Here is an 18802-nt window from a genome sequence, read left to right on the forward strand (position 1 = left end):
CCGAGCCGGTCTGTCACAGCTCCCGCCATAGGAGGACGATATGTCAAACGACGGAATCCACCGCAGGTCGTTTCTGGTCGGGAGCATGGCGGCCGCGCTGACGGCCACCGGCACACCGACGGCCGCCGCACAGGCCGGTCCCCATGCGCTGGTGCTGGAGTTCACCGACCGGTGGACCTCGGCCACCGGTCTCGCGGAGTTATTGCGGCGCGCGGGTTTCACCGTGGCGCCGCTGGACCTCACCCGCCCCGCGACCGAGCAGAACGCTGACCTGATCGCGTTCGGCAGCTTCACTAACAACGACTCGCGCTACACCCGCTACACCACCGACCACGCCGAGTCCCTGCGGACGTTCGTCGCCGGCGGTCGGGTCGTGCTCGACATGGCCCAGTCCGACCAGTTCGGCGCGCCGGTGGCGTACTTACCGTCCGGGCTGGCGGCGGTGCGCACGGACAGCGACTACTCCACGGTGTACCCGGTCGCCACTGACCACCCGTTGGTCACGGGCCTGCGCACGGTCAGCGGACGGCTGTTCACCGGCCGCCTGACGGCGCACCCGGTCAGCTGGGAGTCGATCGGCTCCTGGCAGTCCATGCGCGTGCTCATGGCGTGCGACACCACCAACTTCCCGACGTGTCTGCTGGAAGCCGCGCACGGTACCGGCCGCTTCCTGGTCGCTAGCCTGACCGTGGACAAGTGCTTCTCGGCGTCGGGCACGCCGATCCAGCCTGCCTCCGCCATCGAGGACAGCGTCGCGTTCTTCCAGGCCGTCGCGGGCTACGTCCAGCGGGTGCGCGCGGGCACCGCACCCGAGGTGGTGCCGACGCCGATGCCGACGCGTCAGCCCGCCGCAGGCCCCCTGGTCGGCCACGTGGACGAGACGACCGCACGCGTTTGGGCACGCCCCGGGCTCGACCCGACCGCGTACTCGGCCTGGGTGTGCACCGTGCGCACCGCGTCCGGGGCGACCAAGACCGTTCCGGCCACGCTGTCCACCGCGAACGACAGCACGATTCTGGTCTCCATTCCCGGCCTCCAGGCGGGGACGCGCCACGACTTCACCCTCCAGCCGAAGGTCGGCGCGCCCGGCTTCACCCCGCTGACCGGTTCGTTCACCACCGCGCCCGCGGCCGGCACGCCCGCGAAGGTCACGATGGGCATGGGCTCCTGCGCACCGTCCACTCCGAACGCCGTGTGGACGCGGATCGTGGACGAGGGCTGCGACAGCTTCGTCATGCTCGGCGACACCCCGTACGTCGACTCGCGCGACCTCACCGTGGCCCAGACCAAGCACCGCAACTTCCTGGTCCAGCCCGAGATCGCCCGCATGATCCGGACCATGCCGATCTGGGGCACCTGGGACGACCACGACTTCGGCGGCAACAACACTGACGGCAACTTTCCGGGCAAACGCAACACCCGCACCGCCTTCGTCGACTACCGCGCCAACGCCACCTTCGGTCACGCCTCCGACGGCACCCAGCTCACCACCCGCAGCGACGGCCAAGGCGTCTACACGTCCTTCCGGCGCGGCCCGCTGGAAGTCTTCCTGCTCGACCCCCGCTGGTTCAGCCGCACCGAACCCAGCTGGGCCGACCCCGCCAAGCCCACCTGCCTGGGCCGCGTCCAATGGGAATGGCTGCGCGGCCGGCTGCGCGCCAGCACCGCCACCTTCAAAGCCCTCGCCTCCGGCATGATCTGGGACGACAAGGGCAACGCCGAGACCGACGACTGGGGCACCTACGCCCACGAGAAGGACGCGATCCTCGACTTCGTCGCCGCCGAGCGCATCCCGGGCGTCTTCCTCATCGGCGGCGACATCCACGTCTCCCGCGCGTTGAACTACGGCCCGCGCGTCGGCTACGACCTCTGGCAGTACATCGTCAGCCCCTTACACGACTACACCATCCCCAGCTTCAACATCCCCAACCCCAGCCTCGTCCACAGCGCCGTCGAGCCCCACGTGTTCCTCAAGCTCGTCGCGGACACCACCGTCACCCCCGCCACCCTCACCGCCACGTGGATCAACCGCGAAGGCCGCCGCCTGTTCGAGGTCCGCCGCACCGCCACCGACATGGACTACGCCTGACCATCCACGTCGTCGACCGTTCCCGCTGGATCCGCCTCGGCCCGTCCGGCTGCCGCAGGCCCGGCCTACCGTCCACTGCGCAGCCTGCGATCAGCTGAGCCGCCCGTCCTTGGTCGGCGCTGCCACCCGTAGGCTCGTGATGGGCGCTCGTTCCCATTCCACAGGAAGGTCGCGGTGAACAAAGCGGAACGGCTGCGAGCGCAATGCCTGCGGATATCCGCGATCCGCAGGCGCACGCTCCGCGCTGTCCTCCCTGTCGGAACCACCCCGCAGGCTGCGAGCCTTCCCTGCCTCAGGGGCACTGACCGGAGGGCGAAGCCTCGCCCCTCGGTCCCACCGACGTTGGCGGCTGTTAAACGGTGATTCCGGGTCGCTTTCCCTTCGCGCTGTGAGACGCCGTCCCGCCCTCCCGGCATTCATCCGAACAAGGCCGCCCTCAGCTTCAACCTCACTGCTGTGACAGGGATTGATGCGGGCCTTGCCCAAATCAACCAATATCTCCTCCGGTTTCACCCAGACCGGCCCGGTGAAGCGGGTTCACGGGCTTTGGGATCGACGCTCGGCGTCGGCCCACCCCGGGACCGCTGCTTCCGACTCCGTCAGGAAAGGCGGAACAAAGCATGCGTCCCCATTTAAGAAGCTGGCTCGCCGTTACGGCCCTTGCCGCCGCGATGGTCGCGGTCCCACTCGCCGCACCGGGACAAGCAGCCGAGATGCCGAAGCTCCAGCTCCGTTTCGGCGGCTCGTTCTCGCAGGGTAACGTCTACACCTCTGCCTCAGGCGAGACGGTGAACGGCACTCTCAGCCGCCGTACCGGCGGCGAAACCCTGGACCCGGCCGGCGGAGGCGTGCAGCTGGCCGGCGGCACCCAGGGCCTGTCCTTCCAGCCCGCGTCCGGCGCGCTGACCGGCGCCACCGTCGACACCAGCATGGTGCTGGAGGGCAAATACATTCCGGCCTCTGGAGTCACCCAGTCCGCCCTGACCACCGTGCTGGCCGCCGGCGGCAACATCTACCTCCGCTACGCCGACGCCACCCACCTCGAGTACGGCTTCGCCTACGCCGGAGGCCATGCCAAGGTCACGGTCGCGGCACCCTCCGCCGGCACCGAGCACGCCGTCGCCCTCGCCTACGAGCGCACCTCCAATGGCGCGATGATCCGCGCCTTCCTCGACGGCGCCGCAGTCGGTACCGCGACCTCCATCAGCGGCGCCGCGGGCCGCAACAGCAGATCCGCCGCCGATATGGGCATCGGCAACGACGTCCATCCCAGCGCGCTCTCCCGCGGCCTCAAGGGCACCATCACCCAAGCCGCCTACACGACCTTCCCCGCCGGCGCGATTCCGCCCAACGAGCTACCCCCCACCTCCTCGGTCGCCGTGCGCTCCCGCTTCGGCGGCTCGTTCTCGCAGGGTAACGTCTACACCTCTGCCTCAGGCGAGACGGTGAACGGCACTCTCAGCCGCCGTACCGGCGGCGAAACCCTGGACCCGGCCGGCGGAGGCGTGCAGCTGGCCGGCGGCACCCAGGGCCTGTCCTTCCAGCCCGCGTCCGGCGCGCTGACCGGCGCCACCGTCGACACCAGCATGGTGCTGGAGGGCAAATACATTCCGGCCTCTGGAGTCACCCAGTCCGCCCTGACCACCGTGCTGGCCGCCGGCGGCAACATCTACCTCCGCTACGCCGACGCCACCCACCTCGAGTACGGCTTCGCCTACGCCGGAGGCCATGCCAAGGTCACGGTCGCGGCACCCTCCGCCGGCACCGAGCACGCCGTCGCCCTCGCCTACGAGCGCACCTCCAATGGCGCGATGATCCGCGCCTTCCTCGACGGCGCCGCAGTCGGTACCGCGACCTCCATCAGCGGCGCCGCGGGCCGCAACAGCAGATCCGCCGCCGATATGGGCATCGGCAACGACGTCCATCCCAGCGCGCTCTCCCGCGGCCTCAAGGGCACCATCACCCAAGCCAACTACACCACGTACACCGGCCCGTTCAGCAACTCGCTTCTGGTGAACTCCGCACCGTGCGTGACCGACACCACCCCCGTGACGCCCGGTCCCCGCATCCCGCTAGTGCCCAACGAGTGCACCGAGAGCAAGGTGGCCAAGGCGAGCAAGGTGCGCCCCACCGCCAGCCAGTTCGCCTGGGCACGCAACGAAAGGGTCGCCTTCCTGCACTTCGGCGTGAACACCTACACCGACCTCGAATGGGGCTACGGCGACGAGGACCCCGACCTCTTCCAGCCCACCACACTCGACACCGACCAGTGGGCCCAGACCCTCAAGAACTCCGGTTTCGCCAGCGCCATCCTGACGGTCAAGCATCACGATGGCTTCGTCCTCTACCCCTCCCGCTACACCACCCACGACGTCGCCTCCAGCAGCTGGCAGAACGGCACTGGCGACGTTGTGCGAAAGTTCGCCGACTCCATGCACAAGTACGGTCTGAAGGTGGGCGTCTACGTCTCGCCCGCCGACGAGAACGCTTGGGCCAACGGCACCGGCATCTACCACAATGGCAGCGCCCGCACCGACCGCACCATCCCCACCCTGGTGCCCGGTGACGACCGTCGGGGCCGGGACCTGCCGACTTTCACCCTGAAGGCGACCGACTACGGCGCCTACATGCTCAACCAACTCTACGAGGTGCTCACCCAGTACGGCCAGATCGACGAAGTCTGGTTCGACGGCTCCAACGGGCGCATACCGGCCGACAGCGCCGAGAAGTACGACCTCGACAGCTGGTTCAGCCTCATCCGCTCCCTCGCCCCGCAGGCCGTGATCGCGAACGTCGGTCCCGACGTCCGCTGGGTCGGCAACGAGGGTGGCGTCGCCCGTACCAACGAGTGGTCCGTGCTACCCACCACCGGAGTCCCCGGCGGCAAGCCCAACACCGTCGTCCCGTACAACGCCCCCGACCAGGGCAGCCGCACAGTCCTCGACCTCTACCGCAACGCCACCCAGCTCACCTGGCTCCCCGCCGAGGCCGATGTCAGCATCCGGCCCGGCTGGTTCTACCACGCGAGCCAGGACAGCCAGCTGAAGGACGTCGCCAAGCTGACGGACATTTACCACAAGACCGTCGGCCGCAACGCGGTGCTGCTGCTCAACATCCCACCCGACCGGACCGGTAAGATCAACGCGGCCGATGTCGCCAGACTGGCCGAATGGCGCACCGAGCTGCAGCGCCGCTACAGCGTGAATGTCGCCACCAACGCCACGGTCACCGCCACGAGCACCGCCGCCGACTCCGCCCCGGCCAACGCGGTGGACGGCTCGTACGACACATCCTGGCGCACCACCAACGCCAACCCCGCAGCGCTGACCGTTGATCTGGGCAGCGCGCAGCAGGTCGACAGCGTGGTGCTGGCCGAGGACATCCGCCAAGGCCAGCAGGTCGACTCCTTCAAGATGGAATATCAGGACAACACAGGCGCCTGGCTGCCTGTCCCCGTTCCGAGCGGAGAGCAACTTCTCACCATCGGGATCAAGCGGATCCTGCCCATGACCCAGACCGTCACCGCGCAGCGGTTCCGGCTGTCTGTCACCCAGACCCGCGGCCAGATCAACCTGGCGACCCTCGCCCTGTACCGCAACGCACAGGCGCAGTCGACTGCCGCGGTCAGGATCATGCCTGTGGGCGACTCGATTACCTACCGTGCCGGCTACCGCCTCGGGCTGTGGCAGAAGTTCACCCAGGACGGCACCGCCGTGGACTTCGTCGGCTCGGTGTCCTACGGGCCGCCCGCGCTCGGCGACAAGGACAACGAGGGTCACCCGGGCTACCGCATCCACCAGATCGCCGAGAGCATCGTGCCGTGGATGCGGGCGGCCGCGCCGAATACCGCCTTGCTGCATATCGGCACAAACGACGTCTACTTCCAAGAGGACCTCCCCAATGCCCCCGCGCGCCTCTCGGCCCTCCTCGACAAGATCCTCGGCGTCAACCCGGACGTCGAGTTGTTCGTCGCGCAGATCACTCCCGCGAAGGACCCGGCGGTGGACGCGCGCGTCCGGGCCTACAACGCCGCGGTGCCCGGGGTCGTGCAGCAGAAGGTGCAGGCGGGTTACCACGTTCACCTGGTCGACATGTACTCGGCACTGACCACCGCCGACCTCGAGGACGGAGTCCACCCGAACGCCGCCGGCTACGAGAAGATGACGGCCGTGTGGTATAACGCATTGCGCGCCACGCCGCTCGCCCTGATCCCGTCGCCCGAACCGCGGGTCGGCGTCGCGGGTCGGCTGGGCAACCCGAACTCCGGCCGCTGCCTCGACGTCCAGGGGGACAACCGGAGCCCGGGCGCGAGCCTGATCCTGGACCAGTGCGCCACCGGCGCCAACCAGGTGTTCACCCGAACCGCCACCGCCGAGCTCAGCGTCTACGGCGACCGCTGCCTTGAACCCTCCTCCACCGGCACGATCCTCACCGCCCTGTGCACCGGCGCCGAGAACCAGAAGTGGACCTTCCGCAGAGACGGCCACATCTCCAGCGCTACCACCGGCAAGTGCATGGCACCCACGAACAACAACATCGACAACTACACGATCATCCGCCTCGCCGACTGCTCCACCGCAGCCGCTCAACGGTGGAACGTTCGCTGACTCAACTCCCAAACCGACGAACGGGCTCGTGCGGGACGACAACCCGGCACGAGCCCTTCGTCGTGTTCCTGGGCTTCGCTACGCGGAAGTTCCAGAGGTCGGTGACGTAGCCGAAGCTGGCACCGGCGTCGGACCAGTCCGGAATTTGAAGCCACACGTGGCCCCTCGCGTTGATCGATCACCGGCCTCGCTCCTTCGCCGCGGCCATGATCCGCATCGTGTGGATCAACATCCTTACCCGGTGCATCATCGGCGAAACCACCCCAACCTGGCGAGATGTATAACCGGCGATCAATTACGAACTTCTCATCGAAGGCGGCGCCGCTTTGGGCATCGATGTCGAAGTCGTCCGCCGCCTTCGATGACTTTGATGCGGTAGGCGCTGTCGGCCCAGGCCTTGGTGATCGTCGGGTTGTCTGCGGCGGCCTGGGTCAGCAGGGGCAGGCCGGCGCCGCCATCAGAGACGCCGGCGGCGGTGACCATGACCGCGATCAGCAGGTGCGAGGGTGTCGGCGGGTGATGCTGCGCTTGCGGCCGGCGATCTTCTTGCCCGCGTCGTAGCCCTGGCCGGCGGCGGGGATGTTGGCGGAGGTCTTGACGCTCTGGGCGTCGATGACGCAGGCCGTGGGGTCGGGGTCATGGCCTTGTGCGGTGCGGGCCAGACGCCGTAGCAGACCGTTGAGCTGGGTGAAGACGCCGTCGTTCTGCCAGTGGGCGAAGGAGTGCGTAGACGCTCTGCCGGGGCGGGTACTCGTGGGGGAGGTAGCGTCGGCCGATGCCGGTGCGGTCGAGGTAGAGGGTGGCGTTCATGATGGCGCGCAGGTCATGTTCACACGGCCGCCCGATGTCCAGGCCTTTGCCGCGGCGGTCGGCGCGCCAGGCGCTCAGCACCGGCTCGACGGGCGCCCAGCGGGCGTTGGACAGGTCGCTGGGGTAGGGGGCGCTGCTCTGGTGCCGTTCGGTCAGCCCGTTCACCTGCTCGGCGAACGTGGTAACCGGGCAGTCGGTGTTTCTGCAGACGAACCGGCGAACCTCAAGCTCGATCATCACCGGACGCCCACCGCAGGACAAGTCCTGCAACCGTCGCCGATACCGGTCGTGCACCCGAGACGAGGCCCGGCCGCACCCACGGCGCTCGGCCTCCTCGGCACGCGTGCGCGCGACGATGCGCATCCCCTGACCCTGGTCCTCCATCCGTTTCACGGCCAGGCCGTTGAGCTGTGGAAATAGAGTTGCCAGGAGGCAGACCTGGTCGTTGGACAGGTCAAGCGGCACAATGACCCCTCTGCGGTCGTTCCGGATGATCAGATCGTGGTGATCCAGATCGTGACGGAACGACCGCAGCCATGCGCACCGCGTTATGTGATCGCGACTTTCAAGGAATTGAGCCACCGATCGCCGCTCGCTCCACTCAACGGAGCCGGCTCAAGGTGACGGCCTGGATTGCGGACAGTCACCGCTCCCCAGAGAGCGACCAAGAACCCAATTGCGTGATCGCCGACAACCAGCAGATGCACGACCTCGTCACCCGGGTCAGCGGCGAGATCATCCCGTTGGACAACGGGACCGGCGGCCACACCCGGTTCGGGAATCTGGCCGCGTTCCGGCACGTGTGCGCCGCCGGCGGCGACGCCATCGTCCGGGAGGTGCTGCCAGACGCCGGCCCGCTACTGGTCCTCCCGTTCGACTGCCCCTTCTACGGCCTGGCCGAGCATCTGCCCGCCGCTGCCCGCCGCCACCTGGTGGCCGTCGCGCACTCCACGGCCGCGCTGCACACCCTGACGACGCCCGGATCCGGTGGGAACGCGACGGCCTGCACACGGTGAGCGCGGCTGGCGGCGACGTCGCGGTGATCTCCGCCCACATGCGCACCCATCTGGTCGAGGACTATCAGCTCCCGCCGGACTCGCTGTGTGACCTACGGAACGGGCTCACCATCACCGACTGGCAGCACATCGCCCCACCAGACCTTCAGCTCCTACCGAAAGCAGCGCGTTCGGGGTTGCTGCTGGCGATGGGGCGGGCGGTGTCCTACAAGGGATTCGAGGATCTACTGAACGTTCTCGTCATGCTCGCCGACTCTGGCCTCCGGCTTCCGCACGCCGTGATCGCTGCAGTGACCGACGACCCGCACCTGACGCCCTACCAGCGCTACCTCGCCGCCCGGATCACGAAGGGGGAGGTGAACGCGACCCTGATCAACCGGTTCGATCCCCGGCTGCGGAGCCTGCTCATCCACCCGGCCCTGGCCACCGTGGTGCTCCCCTCCCGGGTCGAGCCGTTCGGCCTCATCCCGTTGGAAGCGTTCGTCGCCGGAGCGACCACGGTGGCCACCACCGCCGGCGGCCTGGCCGAGCTGGTCACCGACCAGACGGGATTCCCGGCGCAGCCCTGTGATCCCTCGTCGCTGGCCGCCGCCATCGCCAGAGCCCTGACCCGGTCACCCCCATGGAGCGGGCCCGCCTACGGGCGGCTGGGCGCCGCCTGGCCTCGACCCGCTACAGCTACGACATGGCCGTGCGCGCCTTTCTGCACCGGCACGCCCCGTGGGCGCTCACCTCGACCCGCGAGGTGAGCGCGACGTCAGTCCACGTACCCGGCCAGGGCAGGCGAGTCGACCGGCAGGCGCCACGCTTGCTCGGCGACCCGCGCGGTTGCCTTGGCCTGCGCCACAGCGGGCTCACCCCAGCCGAGGATGTTCGGGACGTCGGCGAGGGTGGCCATCAGCCGCCGGCGGAGCCGCCCGCCATCAGGATCGGGGTAGCGCTCGGCGAACTCGGCGATCAGCCCCGTCATGCGCACCTGCGCGTACGGCTCCTGGCCGCTCTCGTGTACCTCCTGATATCCGAGGTAGACCGGGTCGACGACGACGACCTGGCTTTCCTCCATGGCTTCCCGCACCAGCGTCGCCGCCACGTCGGCGTCTTCGGGCTCCGGGCCGCCGCCGGGCAGGTTGAACTCGCCGTGATACTCCTGGATCAGAACGCGCGCCGTCTCGGGGCACAGCAGGTAGCCGTACACCTGGACGATCGGAAGGTCGGCGGGCACGGGAGCCTCGTGCCAAAAGTAAGTCGTCTCAGCCACGCCGCCAGAGCCTAACGATCGGCCGATACCCGCGGGCGGGAATCAGACCACCCTGGAGAAACCGGCCGGGAGACTGCATCCGTCGCAGCCTCCCGGCTGTTTCGCCGCGTTCAGGAATGATTCACAGGCTCTGCCTGCCGGGGTGCGCGCAGCATCAGCCGGGCTAGCTTGCCGTCCTTGACCAGCTCCGCCAGGGATCCGGCGTAGGCGGCGAGCCGTGTCTCCAGCCCATCCGGGTTGAGCTCCACCGGTGGTGGGCGTTTTCGGCTGCGACGCGGCTGCGACGCTCCGGCGGCGTGCCTCCATCGCTGGGCCAGTCCGGCATCGATCTCGGTCAGCCCAGTGACGGGCGCCTCCGGCAACCATGGCCACTCGCTCACCTGAGCGACGTCGACGTCGAGTACGACCACCGGATCCGTTCCGGCCGCAATGGCGGCCACCACCGCCGTCGCCGTCAGCGCGTACCGCACGCACTCCTGCCGGTACAGCGCCGCCAGCTCCTCGGCCTGGGCGTCCAAGGCCGTCCGGTACTGGGCGGCGGCGCGCGCCAGCGTCCTGTCGTAGGCGTCGGCCGCCTTGTTGCGCCGCGCCGCCAGCTTCTCCACCCCCGCCGCATCCACGCGCCGAGCCAAGGCGACGGGCAGCCGCAACAGCCGCTTGTGTGCGGTCTGGAACGGTGCTTCGTTCCTTTTTGGGCAGCAAGATTAGACGTACGATCAGGGCCCAGCAGGTCGTTGACGGGCGGTGAGGCAGTGCCGAAGCTCCTGTTCGCGCGGGCGCCGAAGGACCCGATCGAGGAACGCAAGATCTGCAAACTGGCCGGTGCCCGGCACGCTCCGGCCGACTGGATCCGTAGAGCTCAGATCATCGCGTTGAGCTGGGAGCGACTGCGAGTGCCGCAGATCGCCCGCGAGCTCGGCTGTGCGGAGAAGACGGTGCGCTACCGGCTGACGCGCTTCAACGCCGAAGGTCTGGACGGATTGGGAGATCGCCCTGGTGCCGGCCGTAAACGGCGGATCAGCGAAGCCGAGCGCTCACAGATCATCGCGCTGGCCCGCACCTCGCCGCCGGGCCGGCCGGTACGCGATCAGGCGACCGGTGAACTGTCCGCGGCCGATGAGGCCGGGCCGGGTAGCTGGACGCTGGACACCCTGACCCAGGCCGTCCACGGGCTGGGTCAGGGTGGTGGCGCGCTCGCAGGTGCGACGGATCCTGCTGGCCGAGGGGGTGCGCTGGCGCCGCACCCGCTCCTGGGCCGGCAGCCACGACCCGGAGTTCGCCCCAAAAGAACCCGCCTTGTTGCCCTCTACCCCTGCCCGCCGCCGGGAGTGACGGTGGTGGCCGCCGACGAGCTGGGCCCCGTCCTTCCCCGCACCTTTGAGTCCGCGCCTGGCTGGAGCGCCGACGGCCGGCGGATCAAAGATGCTTTGGAATACAGTCGCGAGCCGGAGAAGACCTGGGTGTACGGCGGCCTGCGCGTCGCCGACGGTCACGCGGTCACCATGTGCGCTCCCTCGCGCAACAGTATCGGCTGGCAGCGTTTCCTGGCCCTGCTGGAGAAGAGCAACCCAACCGGCACGATCACGGTGATCACCGATAATCTTTCCAGCTACAACAGCGTCTCCACCCGTCAATGGCTCACCGAGCATCCACGAATCCAGCAGGTGTTCATTCCCAAGGGTGCTTGCTGGCTCAACCTGCAAGAAGCATGGTGGCGCATCTTCCGCCGCCAAGCCCTGGCCGGACAGACCTTCGCCGACCCTGATGAGATCGCCTACGCCACCGCCGTGGCGACCAGGCAGCTCAACACCCGCGCCCGCCCCTGGATCTGGGGCCGCCCGATCCCGAGCCTCGTCGCCGCCGACGCCGTTTTGTCTACCTGCTTTGGGGCGACACCAGAAGAGGCGTATCCGCGCAACTCATGACGAGCCTTACCACGCAAGATACCGCTGACCAGCCCTATTGTCCCTAATGAGTGTTAGCGAGTCGCCGTCCGGCAGACTCGGTGCCTGGTAGCCGCCGGCAGGTGAGCACTTATTGCCCCTGGACTTCGAGTCCTGCGGAAAGATCGTGCCCCTGCCGGTCGGCCGGGAGAGTTGATCACTGCTGGGATGTCGTGCCCGCCTGATCAAGGCGTGAGCACTGCTTCATTAGGTCGCTGATGGTTCTCCCGCAGGCTGCTGACCAGCGATATCGGGGACGGGAGAGACGTTGCGACTGTTCGTGGGAGATGACTGGGCCGAGGCGCATCATGATGTCGAGGTGATGGACGCTTCGGGGCGGCGGTTGGCCAAGGCGCGGCTGCCGGAGGGCGCGGCGGGGATGACCCGGCTGCACGCGATGATCGCCGAGCAGGTGGGTGACCTCGCAGGAGGATGTCGAGGTCGTGGTCGGGATCGAGACCGACCGCGGTCCGTGGGTGCGGGCGCTGATGGCCGCCGGATACAGGGTGCCGGCGGTGAACCCGCTGCAGGCGGCCCGCTATCGGGAACGGCTGGGCGTGTCGGGCGCCAAGAGCGATGCCGCGGACGCGCACATGCTCGCCGACATGGTCCGCACCGACTCCCACCAGCTGCGCCCCATCGCGGGAGACAGCGACCAGGCCGAGGCGGTCAAGGTCGTGACCCGGATGCACAAGACGCTGATCTGGGAACGCGTCCGGCAAACCCAGCGGCTGCGGCACGCGCTGTGGGACTACTTCCCCGCCGCCCTGACGGCGTTCGGGGACCTGGACGCGCCGGACACGCTGGAGCTGCTGGCCAAGGCACCGGATCCGGCATCGGCGGCGAAGCTGACCATCGGGCAGATCAGCGCGGTGCTCAAGCGGGCTCGCCGCCATAACGTGGCCGACAAAGCCGTACAGATCCAGGCCGCCCTGCGAACCCGGCACCTGGGTCAGCCTCCTGCGCTCACCGCTGCCTACGCGGCCTCGATACGTGCCCTGACCGCTGTCTTGCTGACACTGAACGAGCAGATCACGGCCATGCGCAAGGAGGTCGAGGCCCATTTTGGCCGGCACCCGGCCGCTGAGATCATCCTCTCTCAGCCCGGCCTGGGAGCGATCCTCGGTGCCCGGGTGCTCGCGGAGTTCGGCGACGACCCCAACCGCTATGCCTGCGCCAAGGCTCGCAAGAACTACGCCGGCACCAGCCCCATTACCCGGGCCTCCGGCAAGAAGAAGGTCGTCATCGCCCGGTTTGTCCATAATGATCGGCTCATCGACGCGCTCATCGCCCAGGCGTCCACAGCGATCAGCGTCTCGCCCGGCGCACGCGCCTACTACGACAAGCAACGCGCCCGCGACGCCGACTACAACGCCGCCCTTCGCCAGGTCGCCAACCGGCTTGTTGGCATCCTGCACGGCTGTCTCAAGACCGGCACCCTCTACGACGAGGTGACCGCCTGGTCACATCAAGCGGAACTTGCTGCTTGACATCAAAACTCCTGGGATGTCTTTCCGGCGTACTTGGTCTGCCCCCAACACCCATGTGTCGGCGCAGATGAAGGCCTTGGTCGCCGCCCGTCCCTGGTTGACGGTGTTCCATCTGCCTGCCTACACCTCGGAGTTCAACCCCGTCGAGGCGCTCTGGGCCCACATGAAGAAGTCCCTGGCCAACCTCGTTGTCCACACCGCCGACCAGCTCGCCCACACGGTGAAAAACCGGCTCAAATGAATGCAGCACCGACCCGCCCTAATCACCGCGTTCATCGCCGACCAGGCTGGACTTCCGCCCGCCCTAACCTCAGCCTTTAAAGCTCTCTAATAGTCCCGCCTTTCAAAATCCACCGAAAAGAATTTTATATCTTGCTACTATTTCCATACCGCCCGAACCGAGGAGGAAAATGTGTTCACGATGGAAGAAATCCCGGAATCCCGCATCGCCTATCTCAGGCGCACTGGCCCCTATGGAGAGACAAACGGAATCCAGATGGAAGAGCTCAAATCCTGGGCCACTGCGAACAGCCTGCTGCGCACCGACTCCGCCGTCCTGGGCATCGCCCGCGACGACCCCGCTCGCACTCCGTCCCGCGACTGCCGCTACGACACCTGCCTCGTCCTGCCCGACGACGCCGAAGTCCGTCACCCCGAGGTCCGTCACCCCGAGGTCCGGGAAACCCACCTCGCCGGCGGCCGCCACGCGGTCCTCACTACCGCCCACACCCCTGAGGGCCTCGCACACGCCTGGGCCAGCCTGTTCGACGACCTCACCGCCCAGGGCCTCACTTTCGATGCCACCCGCCCCGTCCTCGAACGCTACCGCCCCCGCCTGCTCGCCCAGCACCTCTGCGAGATCTGCGTCCCCGTCCTGTGACCCGCAGAGCCGGCGACTGGCCCTGGCGGGGATCCCGGTAGTAACGACGCAGGAAACAACGGATATGTGGGTCAGCGGTCTGCCTTCCAGGCTGTGCTCGAAAGCGTCACAGGTACCCCAGCCTGCATATTCGTTAAAGATTTCTTCATTGCTACCGGAACCCTTCCCTGCGCCACAACATCCTCCTGCACGATCGAGGTGTCACGACGACCAGTTGAATCCGCCCTGACAGCCACGATCCGAGTGGAAGATCACCGACCCGGTGAGGTGGCGCGACCACGCCATGTGCAGTGCCTCAGTCACGAACTCGGTGCGTAGATGGTCGGCGGTGGCCCAACCGACAACGCGGCACCAGAGCATGAAAGACGCTCGGCTGGGATACCCCGGCCGAGCGTCTGGCCGGGCTTCTCGCCGCCGACCACTGACCACCGTGTTGCAACGATCCCTCGAATGCGTCACGTCGGCCGAGCTCTTCCGGGGCCGCACTCACCCCGAGCTGGATGCCGGCAGAAGCGATCGTGGAGCGCAGAGAGGTGCTACCACTTCTGCCATTCGTTGGTTTTGAAGCACTTCATCGCCCAGTACGTGAGCTTCGACATGCCGGTAAACCCCACATACGGCGCGTGGCCCTGAAGGCAGCGCATCTTCTTGATCGTTACCGGCTCCCACTTCCCGTGCGAGCAGGCAGGGATGAACTTTTTCACGATCGGCTTCCCGCAGAGCCATTTGATGCTGGGCATCGGCGAGCTGACCTGGACGCCCGAGGTCACGGATGCCGAGGCGATGGATGCCGCTGTGACGGGCGATGCGGCGCTCTGCGCTGACGCACTCGGCCCTCCCGCCAGCACCAGCGAGAACGCCCCCGCCGCGACAACGGCGCTGATCTTCGTCATGGCCTTCATGTTGCTTCCTTCCTTCTCCCGATGAGCACGTGGTGCTCGGCTGTGGAGAAGGTAGGGCGCCTTGTGTTGAGAACATGTTGAGTTTCTGTTGAGCACGGCTGCCAGCAGGGACATCCAAGCGGACGATGACGAGCTACGGTGGCACTCGGAAACCGGAGCGCCTCCCACTCGAAAAGGAATGGCTGGGCGTCCCGTCCGTCGAGGCCCGATGTTCCTGAAACACCCTGCCGCAGTGACCGCCTGGCTCGGGCTGGTACGGCGGTGAGCCCGGGTGGTCGTCTCGGCGCGTCATCCGCACACCGTGAAGCGCTGGATCCCGGGGAGGTGTCGCTGCCATTCCTGTGGGGTCATGGTCCGGCCGGCTCTGGCGCAGACGGCCGCCGTGACCCGCGCCTCATCAAGAGGGTGCCGTCGCACGACGCCCTCCGATGTCGTGCTGTAGAGCGTCTCGCCGTCCGCGCCGAACGCCATCGAGGCGCTCGCTCCGAAGCCGAGGCCTGTCAGGCCGTCGAACACGACACCGAGCAATTGCCTGCTCGGCACGTCCCACAGCCGGATCCGGTCGCCGGACTCGTAGGAGGCGAGCGTGCGCCCGTCGGGCGACCAGGCGAGGGAGGCGCTTTCGCCCGCGGCGGGCAGGTCGCCGACGGCGGAGGTCAGGGTGGAATTCCACAGGGAGATCCGGCCGGGTCCGCTGAAGGCGATGAGTCCACCGTCGGGACGGAAGGCGTAAGGGGCGGAGAGGCTGCCGAGCCCTTCGGGACGTGGGCGGCGGGAGCCGCTGACCGGGTCCAGGGGTTCGGGAACCACGCCGGCCACGAGAAGCCCCCCGCCGGGGCGGAAGGCCGTGGAACCGCCGGCGGCCACGTCGGTGACGGTGACCGAGCCGGTCCTCAGGTTCCGCAGCTCCATGGGCAGGATGCCCTCCACCCCGGTGACCGCGACCGCCAGCGTGCCGCCGTCCGGGCTGAACGCCAGGCCGTCGACCCCCGTGGCCTGCCTGTTCGAGACCTCGAAGGAGGTGAGCAGCCTGCCCGAGCCTGCGTCGGCGACCCGCACCCGCCTGCCGGCCCTGTCTCCGGTGGCCACGCGTCTGCCGTCGGCGCTGAAGGCGAACACGTTGGCCCGCCCCGGGACGGGCGTTCCGGCCTGCCGACCCTCGCGAATGTCCCAGAGCCGCGTCTCGTCGCCCACGCCGATCGCGAGGGTCCGCCCGCCCGGTCCCACGAGCGCGCCGCCGTAAAGGGTGCCCCTGGCCACGGGGCTGTCGAACAACGGTGAGATGTCGAGCGTGTGGACCCTCCCCCCGTCCGTCGCCACGCGCAGCGCCCGGTCGGCTTCGTCGATGCGGAGGGTGGCCGACTGCTCGGGCAGCTGTCGCTCCATGACGATGTGCTCGTCGACGCTCCGGCGCACGATCAGCTCTCCGAGCAGACTCCAGTGCGCCACGAACCGGGCGCTGAAGACGATCCGCATTCCGGCGGCGCCACCGAGGTAGTCCGTCACGAGGCCCCCCGAGGGCACGCGTCTTATCAGCACCCGTCTCTGTTGCGACCCGTTCACGACGAACGCGAGGGTGCGGCCGTCCTCGCTGAACTGGACCTCGCTGAAACGATGCTTCAGAGGCAGCCAGGGCGCAGGAATGCGCCTGCCCCTGCGCAGATCCCACAACTCGGCGCGGCCCTGCCCCGTGGAGGCGACCACGCCGAGGCTCCGGTCGGCGTTCACGGCGTCCAGACCCGCCCCCGATCCCGCCCGGAGCGGTGTGCGGCCGGCCATGTCCCACCAACGGGCCGCGTAAGCGCCTTCGGGTACGGCCAGCAACCGCCCGGTTCGGTCGAAGGTCATCTCACCCGGCTGGAACTCCTCGACCCCGGCCGCGAATCCGCCGCCGACGGGCCTGCCCGTGGTGACGTCCCACAGCCGCACGTTCCGATCGTCCTGGAGGGCGAGCGTCCTGGCGTCGGGGCTGAGCGCGGCCTTCCTGACCGTCTTGCCCACGCCGGAGAATGCGCGGGTCTGACGGTGTGCCCGCACGTCCCAGACCCGCACCTGGCCGCCGAGGACGGCCGCGAGCGCGCGACCGTCGTGGCTGAGGGCGTAGACGGTGCCGGGGCTCGCGTGCGGATCGGTGAAGGAGTCGGTCATGGGCTGGGACAGCGCCTCGTAGAGCGCTCCGCGTGACTCGGGCAGTGAGGGGGTCAGCCGCCACGCCGCCACGCTCAACAGCATCGCGAGCCTGGGATCGCTCTGCCGCAGGCCGGCCGCGCGCAGTGCGAGCGATCGGGCCGTGGCCGCGTCCCGTTGCCGGTCGGAGACCCCCCGGCGGTACTCCGCCAGGCCGAGCCCGCCAAGCGCGGCCACCAACAGGACGGCGAGCGTGGCAGCGAGCAGGCCGCGGCGCCTGGACTGCCGTCTGGTCCGTCCCGCCGCGGCGTCGAGGAACTCGCGTTCCAGCTCCAGCAGCGTGATGTCCCTGCGTTCGGTGGCGGCCCACCGCAGGGTCCTGTCGAGGTTGGAGCCGTGCAGCAGGTCACCGGGCTTGCGGCCGTGGCCGTCCCAGAACCGGGCGGCTTCGGTCAGCCGCCGGTGGATGGGCAGACCCTCACGGTTGTCGTCCACCCACTGCCGCAGCCGCGGCCACGCCTGGACCAGGGCGGGCCTGGCCAGCGTGTAGCCGCGGTCCACGGCGGAGTCCACCGTGGCGTCCACCTGGGCGATCAGCCCGGCGGTGGCGTAGAGGGACAGCAGCGCATCGACGGCCTCGGAGTCCGGGAACTCCGAGCGGGCGACCTTCCTGATCGTCTCGTCGGCGTCGATCATCCGCAGGAAGATCTCGGGCGCGACGGCCCTTTCGCGTTCGGAGAGTTCCTCGAAGAGCTCCTCGGCGATCGTGCCCAGATCCGGATCCGCCGGTCCCTTCAGCGCGGCGGCCGTGGCGCCGCCCTCGGTCAGCAGTTCGTCGCCGTCCAGGTCGTCGGGCAGGCCGAGCAGGCCGAGCAGGACGCCCCTGGCCGAGGGCCGCCGGGCGGGATCCCGTGAGAGCGCCGCGGCCACCAGCCCGCCGAGAGGCTCCGCCAGGCCGTTCAGATCGGGCCGGAAGCCGAGCACGCTCCCGATGACCGTCACGGGGTCCTGATCCTGTACGGCGTCGCGCCCCGACGCGGAGAACAGCACCACCAACGCCCAGGCCCAGATGTCGGCGGCGGCCGTGGCGCCGCGCCCCGTCAGAACCTCCGGCGCCATGTAGGTGGGCGTGCCCATGATCGGACCTGTCGTGGTCGGCCCCACCTGCCGGGCCACACCGAAGTCGATCACTCGCGGCCCGTCGGGGCCCATGATGATGTTGTCGGGCTTAAGGTCGCGGTGGACCACCTCGACCTGGTGGATGGCGGCCAGCGCGGTGGCGACCCCGACGGCCAGGCGCCGCAGCGCGTCCCCTTCGTACGGGCCCGTCTCGTTGACCACCTGGCGCAGGTTGGGCCCGGGGACGAACTCGCTGACGATGTAGGGCTGGGCCGCATCGAGACGGGCCTCGATGACCTTGGCGGTGCAAAACGATGCCACCCGCTGCGCGGCCGCGGCTTCGGCGGCCAGCCGACTTCGGGAGGCCGGGTCGTCGACCCTGGGCACCTTGACCGCGACCCGCTCGCCGGCCTCGCCGTAGGCCTCATAGACCACTCCCTGACCGCCGGCGCCCAGCCGCCCCGCCAGCCGGTAGCGGCCCAACCGCTGCGGATCAGAAGGAGTCAGAGGAGTCATCAATATGGAATTCTGAGGACCAAATGATCATCTGTCCGTCGCATT

The 18802-nt window shown here is 68.6% G+C and carries 12 protein-coding genes and 3 pseudogenes; 9 read left to right on the forward strand and 6 right to left on the reverse strand.

The features are described from left to right. Positions 1-40 precede the first annotated feature (40 nt). The gene (locus ACQPYK_RS48750; protein WP_433259653.1) at positions 41-2089 is read left to right on the forward strand and encodes an alkaline phosphatase D family protein; all 2049 of its coding nucleotides are present in this window, start codon (positions 41-43) and stop codon (positions 2087-2089) included. Between the two features lie 713 nt (positions 2090-2802). Next, entirely contained in the window at positions 2803-6696 is a 3894-nt protein-coding gene (locus tag ACQPYK_RS48755) for an alpha-L-fucosidase (protein WP_433259655.1), read from the forward strand. Positions 6697-7002: 306 nt separating this feature from the next. Here the strand turns inward: ACQPYK_RS48755 and ACQPYK_RS48760 are convergent, their stop codons facing one another. Together ACQPYK_RS48760 and ACQPYK_RS48765 are read right to left on the reverse strand one after the other, a co-directional pair. Then, entirely contained in the window at positions 7003-7179 is a 177-nt protein-coding gene (locus tag ACQPYK_RS48760; protein ID WP_433259657.1) for a hypothetical protein, read from the reverse strand. 153 nt (positions 7180-7332) lie between these two features. Next, positions 7333-7971: a transposase gene (locus ACQPYK_RS48765; RefSeq protein WP_433259659.1), complete on the reverse strand. Its 639-nt coding sequence runs from the start codon at positions 7969-7971 to the stop codon at positions 7333-7335. A gap of 215 nt (positions 7972-8186) precedes the next feature. On the opposite strand from ACQPYK_RS48765, the gene ACQPYK_RS48770 reads away from it, so the two are divergent. Both ACQPYK_RS48770 and ACQPYK_RS48775 read left to right on the forward strand, forming a co-directional pair. Continuing rightward, positions 8187-8522 (forward strand): hypothetical protein, encoded by a 336-nt coding sequence (locus tag ACQPYK_RS48770; protein WP_433259661.1) that lies wholly within the window; start codon positions 8187-8189, stop codon positions 8520-8522. Next, positions 8519-9271, forward strand: coding sequence for a glycosyltransferase (locus ACQPYK_RS48775; protein ID WP_433259662.1), 753 nt, complete (start codon positions 8519-8521; stop codon positions 9269-9271). Before ACQPYK_RS48770 ends, ACQPYK_RS48775 begins: the two co-directional genes overlap by 4 nt. An 8-nt stretch (positions 9272-9279) precedes the next feature. On the opposite strand, the gene ACQPYK_RS48780 is transcribed toward ACQPYK_RS48775, so the two are convergent. Together ACQPYK_RS48780 and ACQPYK_RS48785 are read right to left on the reverse strand one after the other, a co-directional pair. After that, a complete protein-coding gene (locus tag ACQPYK_RS48780) occupies positions 9280-9780 on the reverse strand; it encodes an NUDIX domain-containing protein (RefSeq protein ID WP_433259664.1) in 501 nt (166 codons plus the stop codon). 110 nt (positions 9781-9890) lie between these two features. Beyond that, positions 9891-10400, reverse strand: a complete 510-nt coding sequence (locus ACQPYK_RS48785; protein WP_433259666.1) for a hypothetical protein — start codon at positions 10398-10400, stop codon at positions 9891-9893. 132 nt (positions 10401-10532) lie between these two features. On the opposite strand from ACQPYK_RS48785, the gene ACQPYK_RS48790 reads away from it, so the two are divergent. The 4 genes and pseudogenes from ACQPYK_RS48790 (at position 10533) to ACQPYK_RS48805 (ending at position 14093) form a co-directional block, all read left to right on the forward strand. Beyond that, complete coding sequence (locus ACQPYK_RS48790) at positions 10533-11705, forward strand: transposase (protein ID WP_433259668.1); 1173 nt, start codon at positions 10533-10535, stop codon at positions 11703-11705. Positions 11706-12045: 340 nt separating this feature from the next. Then, positions 12046-13213, forward strand: a pseudogene (locus tag ACQPYK_RS48795) (IS110 family transposase). 34 nt (positions 13214-13247) lie between these two features. Beyond that, positions 13248-13521, forward strand: a pseudogene (locus ACQPYK_RS48800) (transposase); the annotation flags it as partial. A gap of 113 nt (positions 13522-13634) precedes the next feature. Continuing rightward, positions 13635-14093, forward strand: a complete 459-nt coding sequence (locus tag ACQPYK_RS48805; RefSeq protein ID WP_433259670.1) for an AraC family transcriptional regulator — start codon at positions 13635-13637, stop codon at positions 14091-14093. Between the two features lie 225 nt (positions 14094-14318). Here the strand turns inward: ACQPYK_RS48805 and ACQPYK_RS48810 are convergent. Then, positions 14319-14441 (reverse strand): annotated as a pseudogene (locus ACQPYK_RS48810) (IS3-like element ISRhosp1 family transposase); the annotation flags it as partial. A gap of 342 nt (positions 14442-14783) precedes the next feature. Between ACQPYK_RS48810 and ACQPYK_RS48815 the strand changes: the two are divergent. Further along, positions 14784-15020: a hypothetical protein gene (locus tag ACQPYK_RS48815; protein WP_433259672.1), complete on the forward strand. Its 237-nt coding sequence runs from the start codon at positions 14784-14786 to the stop codon at positions 15018-15020. A 263-nt stretch (positions 15021-15283) separates the two neighbouring features. Here the strand turns inward: ACQPYK_RS48815 and ACQPYK_RS48820 are convergent, their stop codons facing one another. Continuing rightward, positions 15284-18757, reverse strand: coding sequence for a serine/threonine-protein kinase (locus ACQPYK_RS48820; protein ID WP_433259674.1), 3474 nt, complete (start codon positions 18755-18757; stop codon positions 15284-15286). Between the last annotated feature and the right edge of the window lie 45 nt (positions 18758-18802).

Source organism: Streptosporangium sp. CA-135522, assembly GCF_050949235.1.
Taxonomy (GTDB): Bacteria; Actinomycetota; Actinomycetes; order Streptosporangiales; family Streptosporangiaceae; genus Streptosporangium.

Coding starts and splice junctions, on each gene's coding strand:
- ACQPYK_RS48820 (WP_433259674.1), bottom strand. CDS start 18,757: ATGACTCCTCTGACTCCTTCTGATCCGCAGCGGTTGGGCCGCTACCGG.
- ACQPYK_RS48760 (WP_433259657.1), bottom strand. CDS start 7,179: ATGGTCACCGCCGCCGGCGTCTCTGATGGCGGCGCCGGCCTGCCCCTG.
- ACQPYK_RS48755 (WP_433259655.1), top strand. CDS start 2,803: ATGCCGAAGCTCCAGCTCCGTTTCGGCGGCTCGTTCTCGCAGGGTAAC.
- ACQPYK_RS48750 (WP_433259653.1), top strand. CDS start 41: ATGTCAAACGACGGAATCCACCGCAGGTCGTTTCTGGTCGGGAGCATG.
- ACQPYK_RS48815 (WP_433259672.1), top strand. CDS start 14,784: ATGAACTTTTTCACGATCGGCTTCCCGCAGAGCCATTTGATGCTGGGC.
- ACQPYK_RS48805 (WP_433259670.1), top strand. CDS start 13,635: ATGGAAGAAATCCCGGAATCCCGCATCGCCTATCTCAGGCGCACTGGC.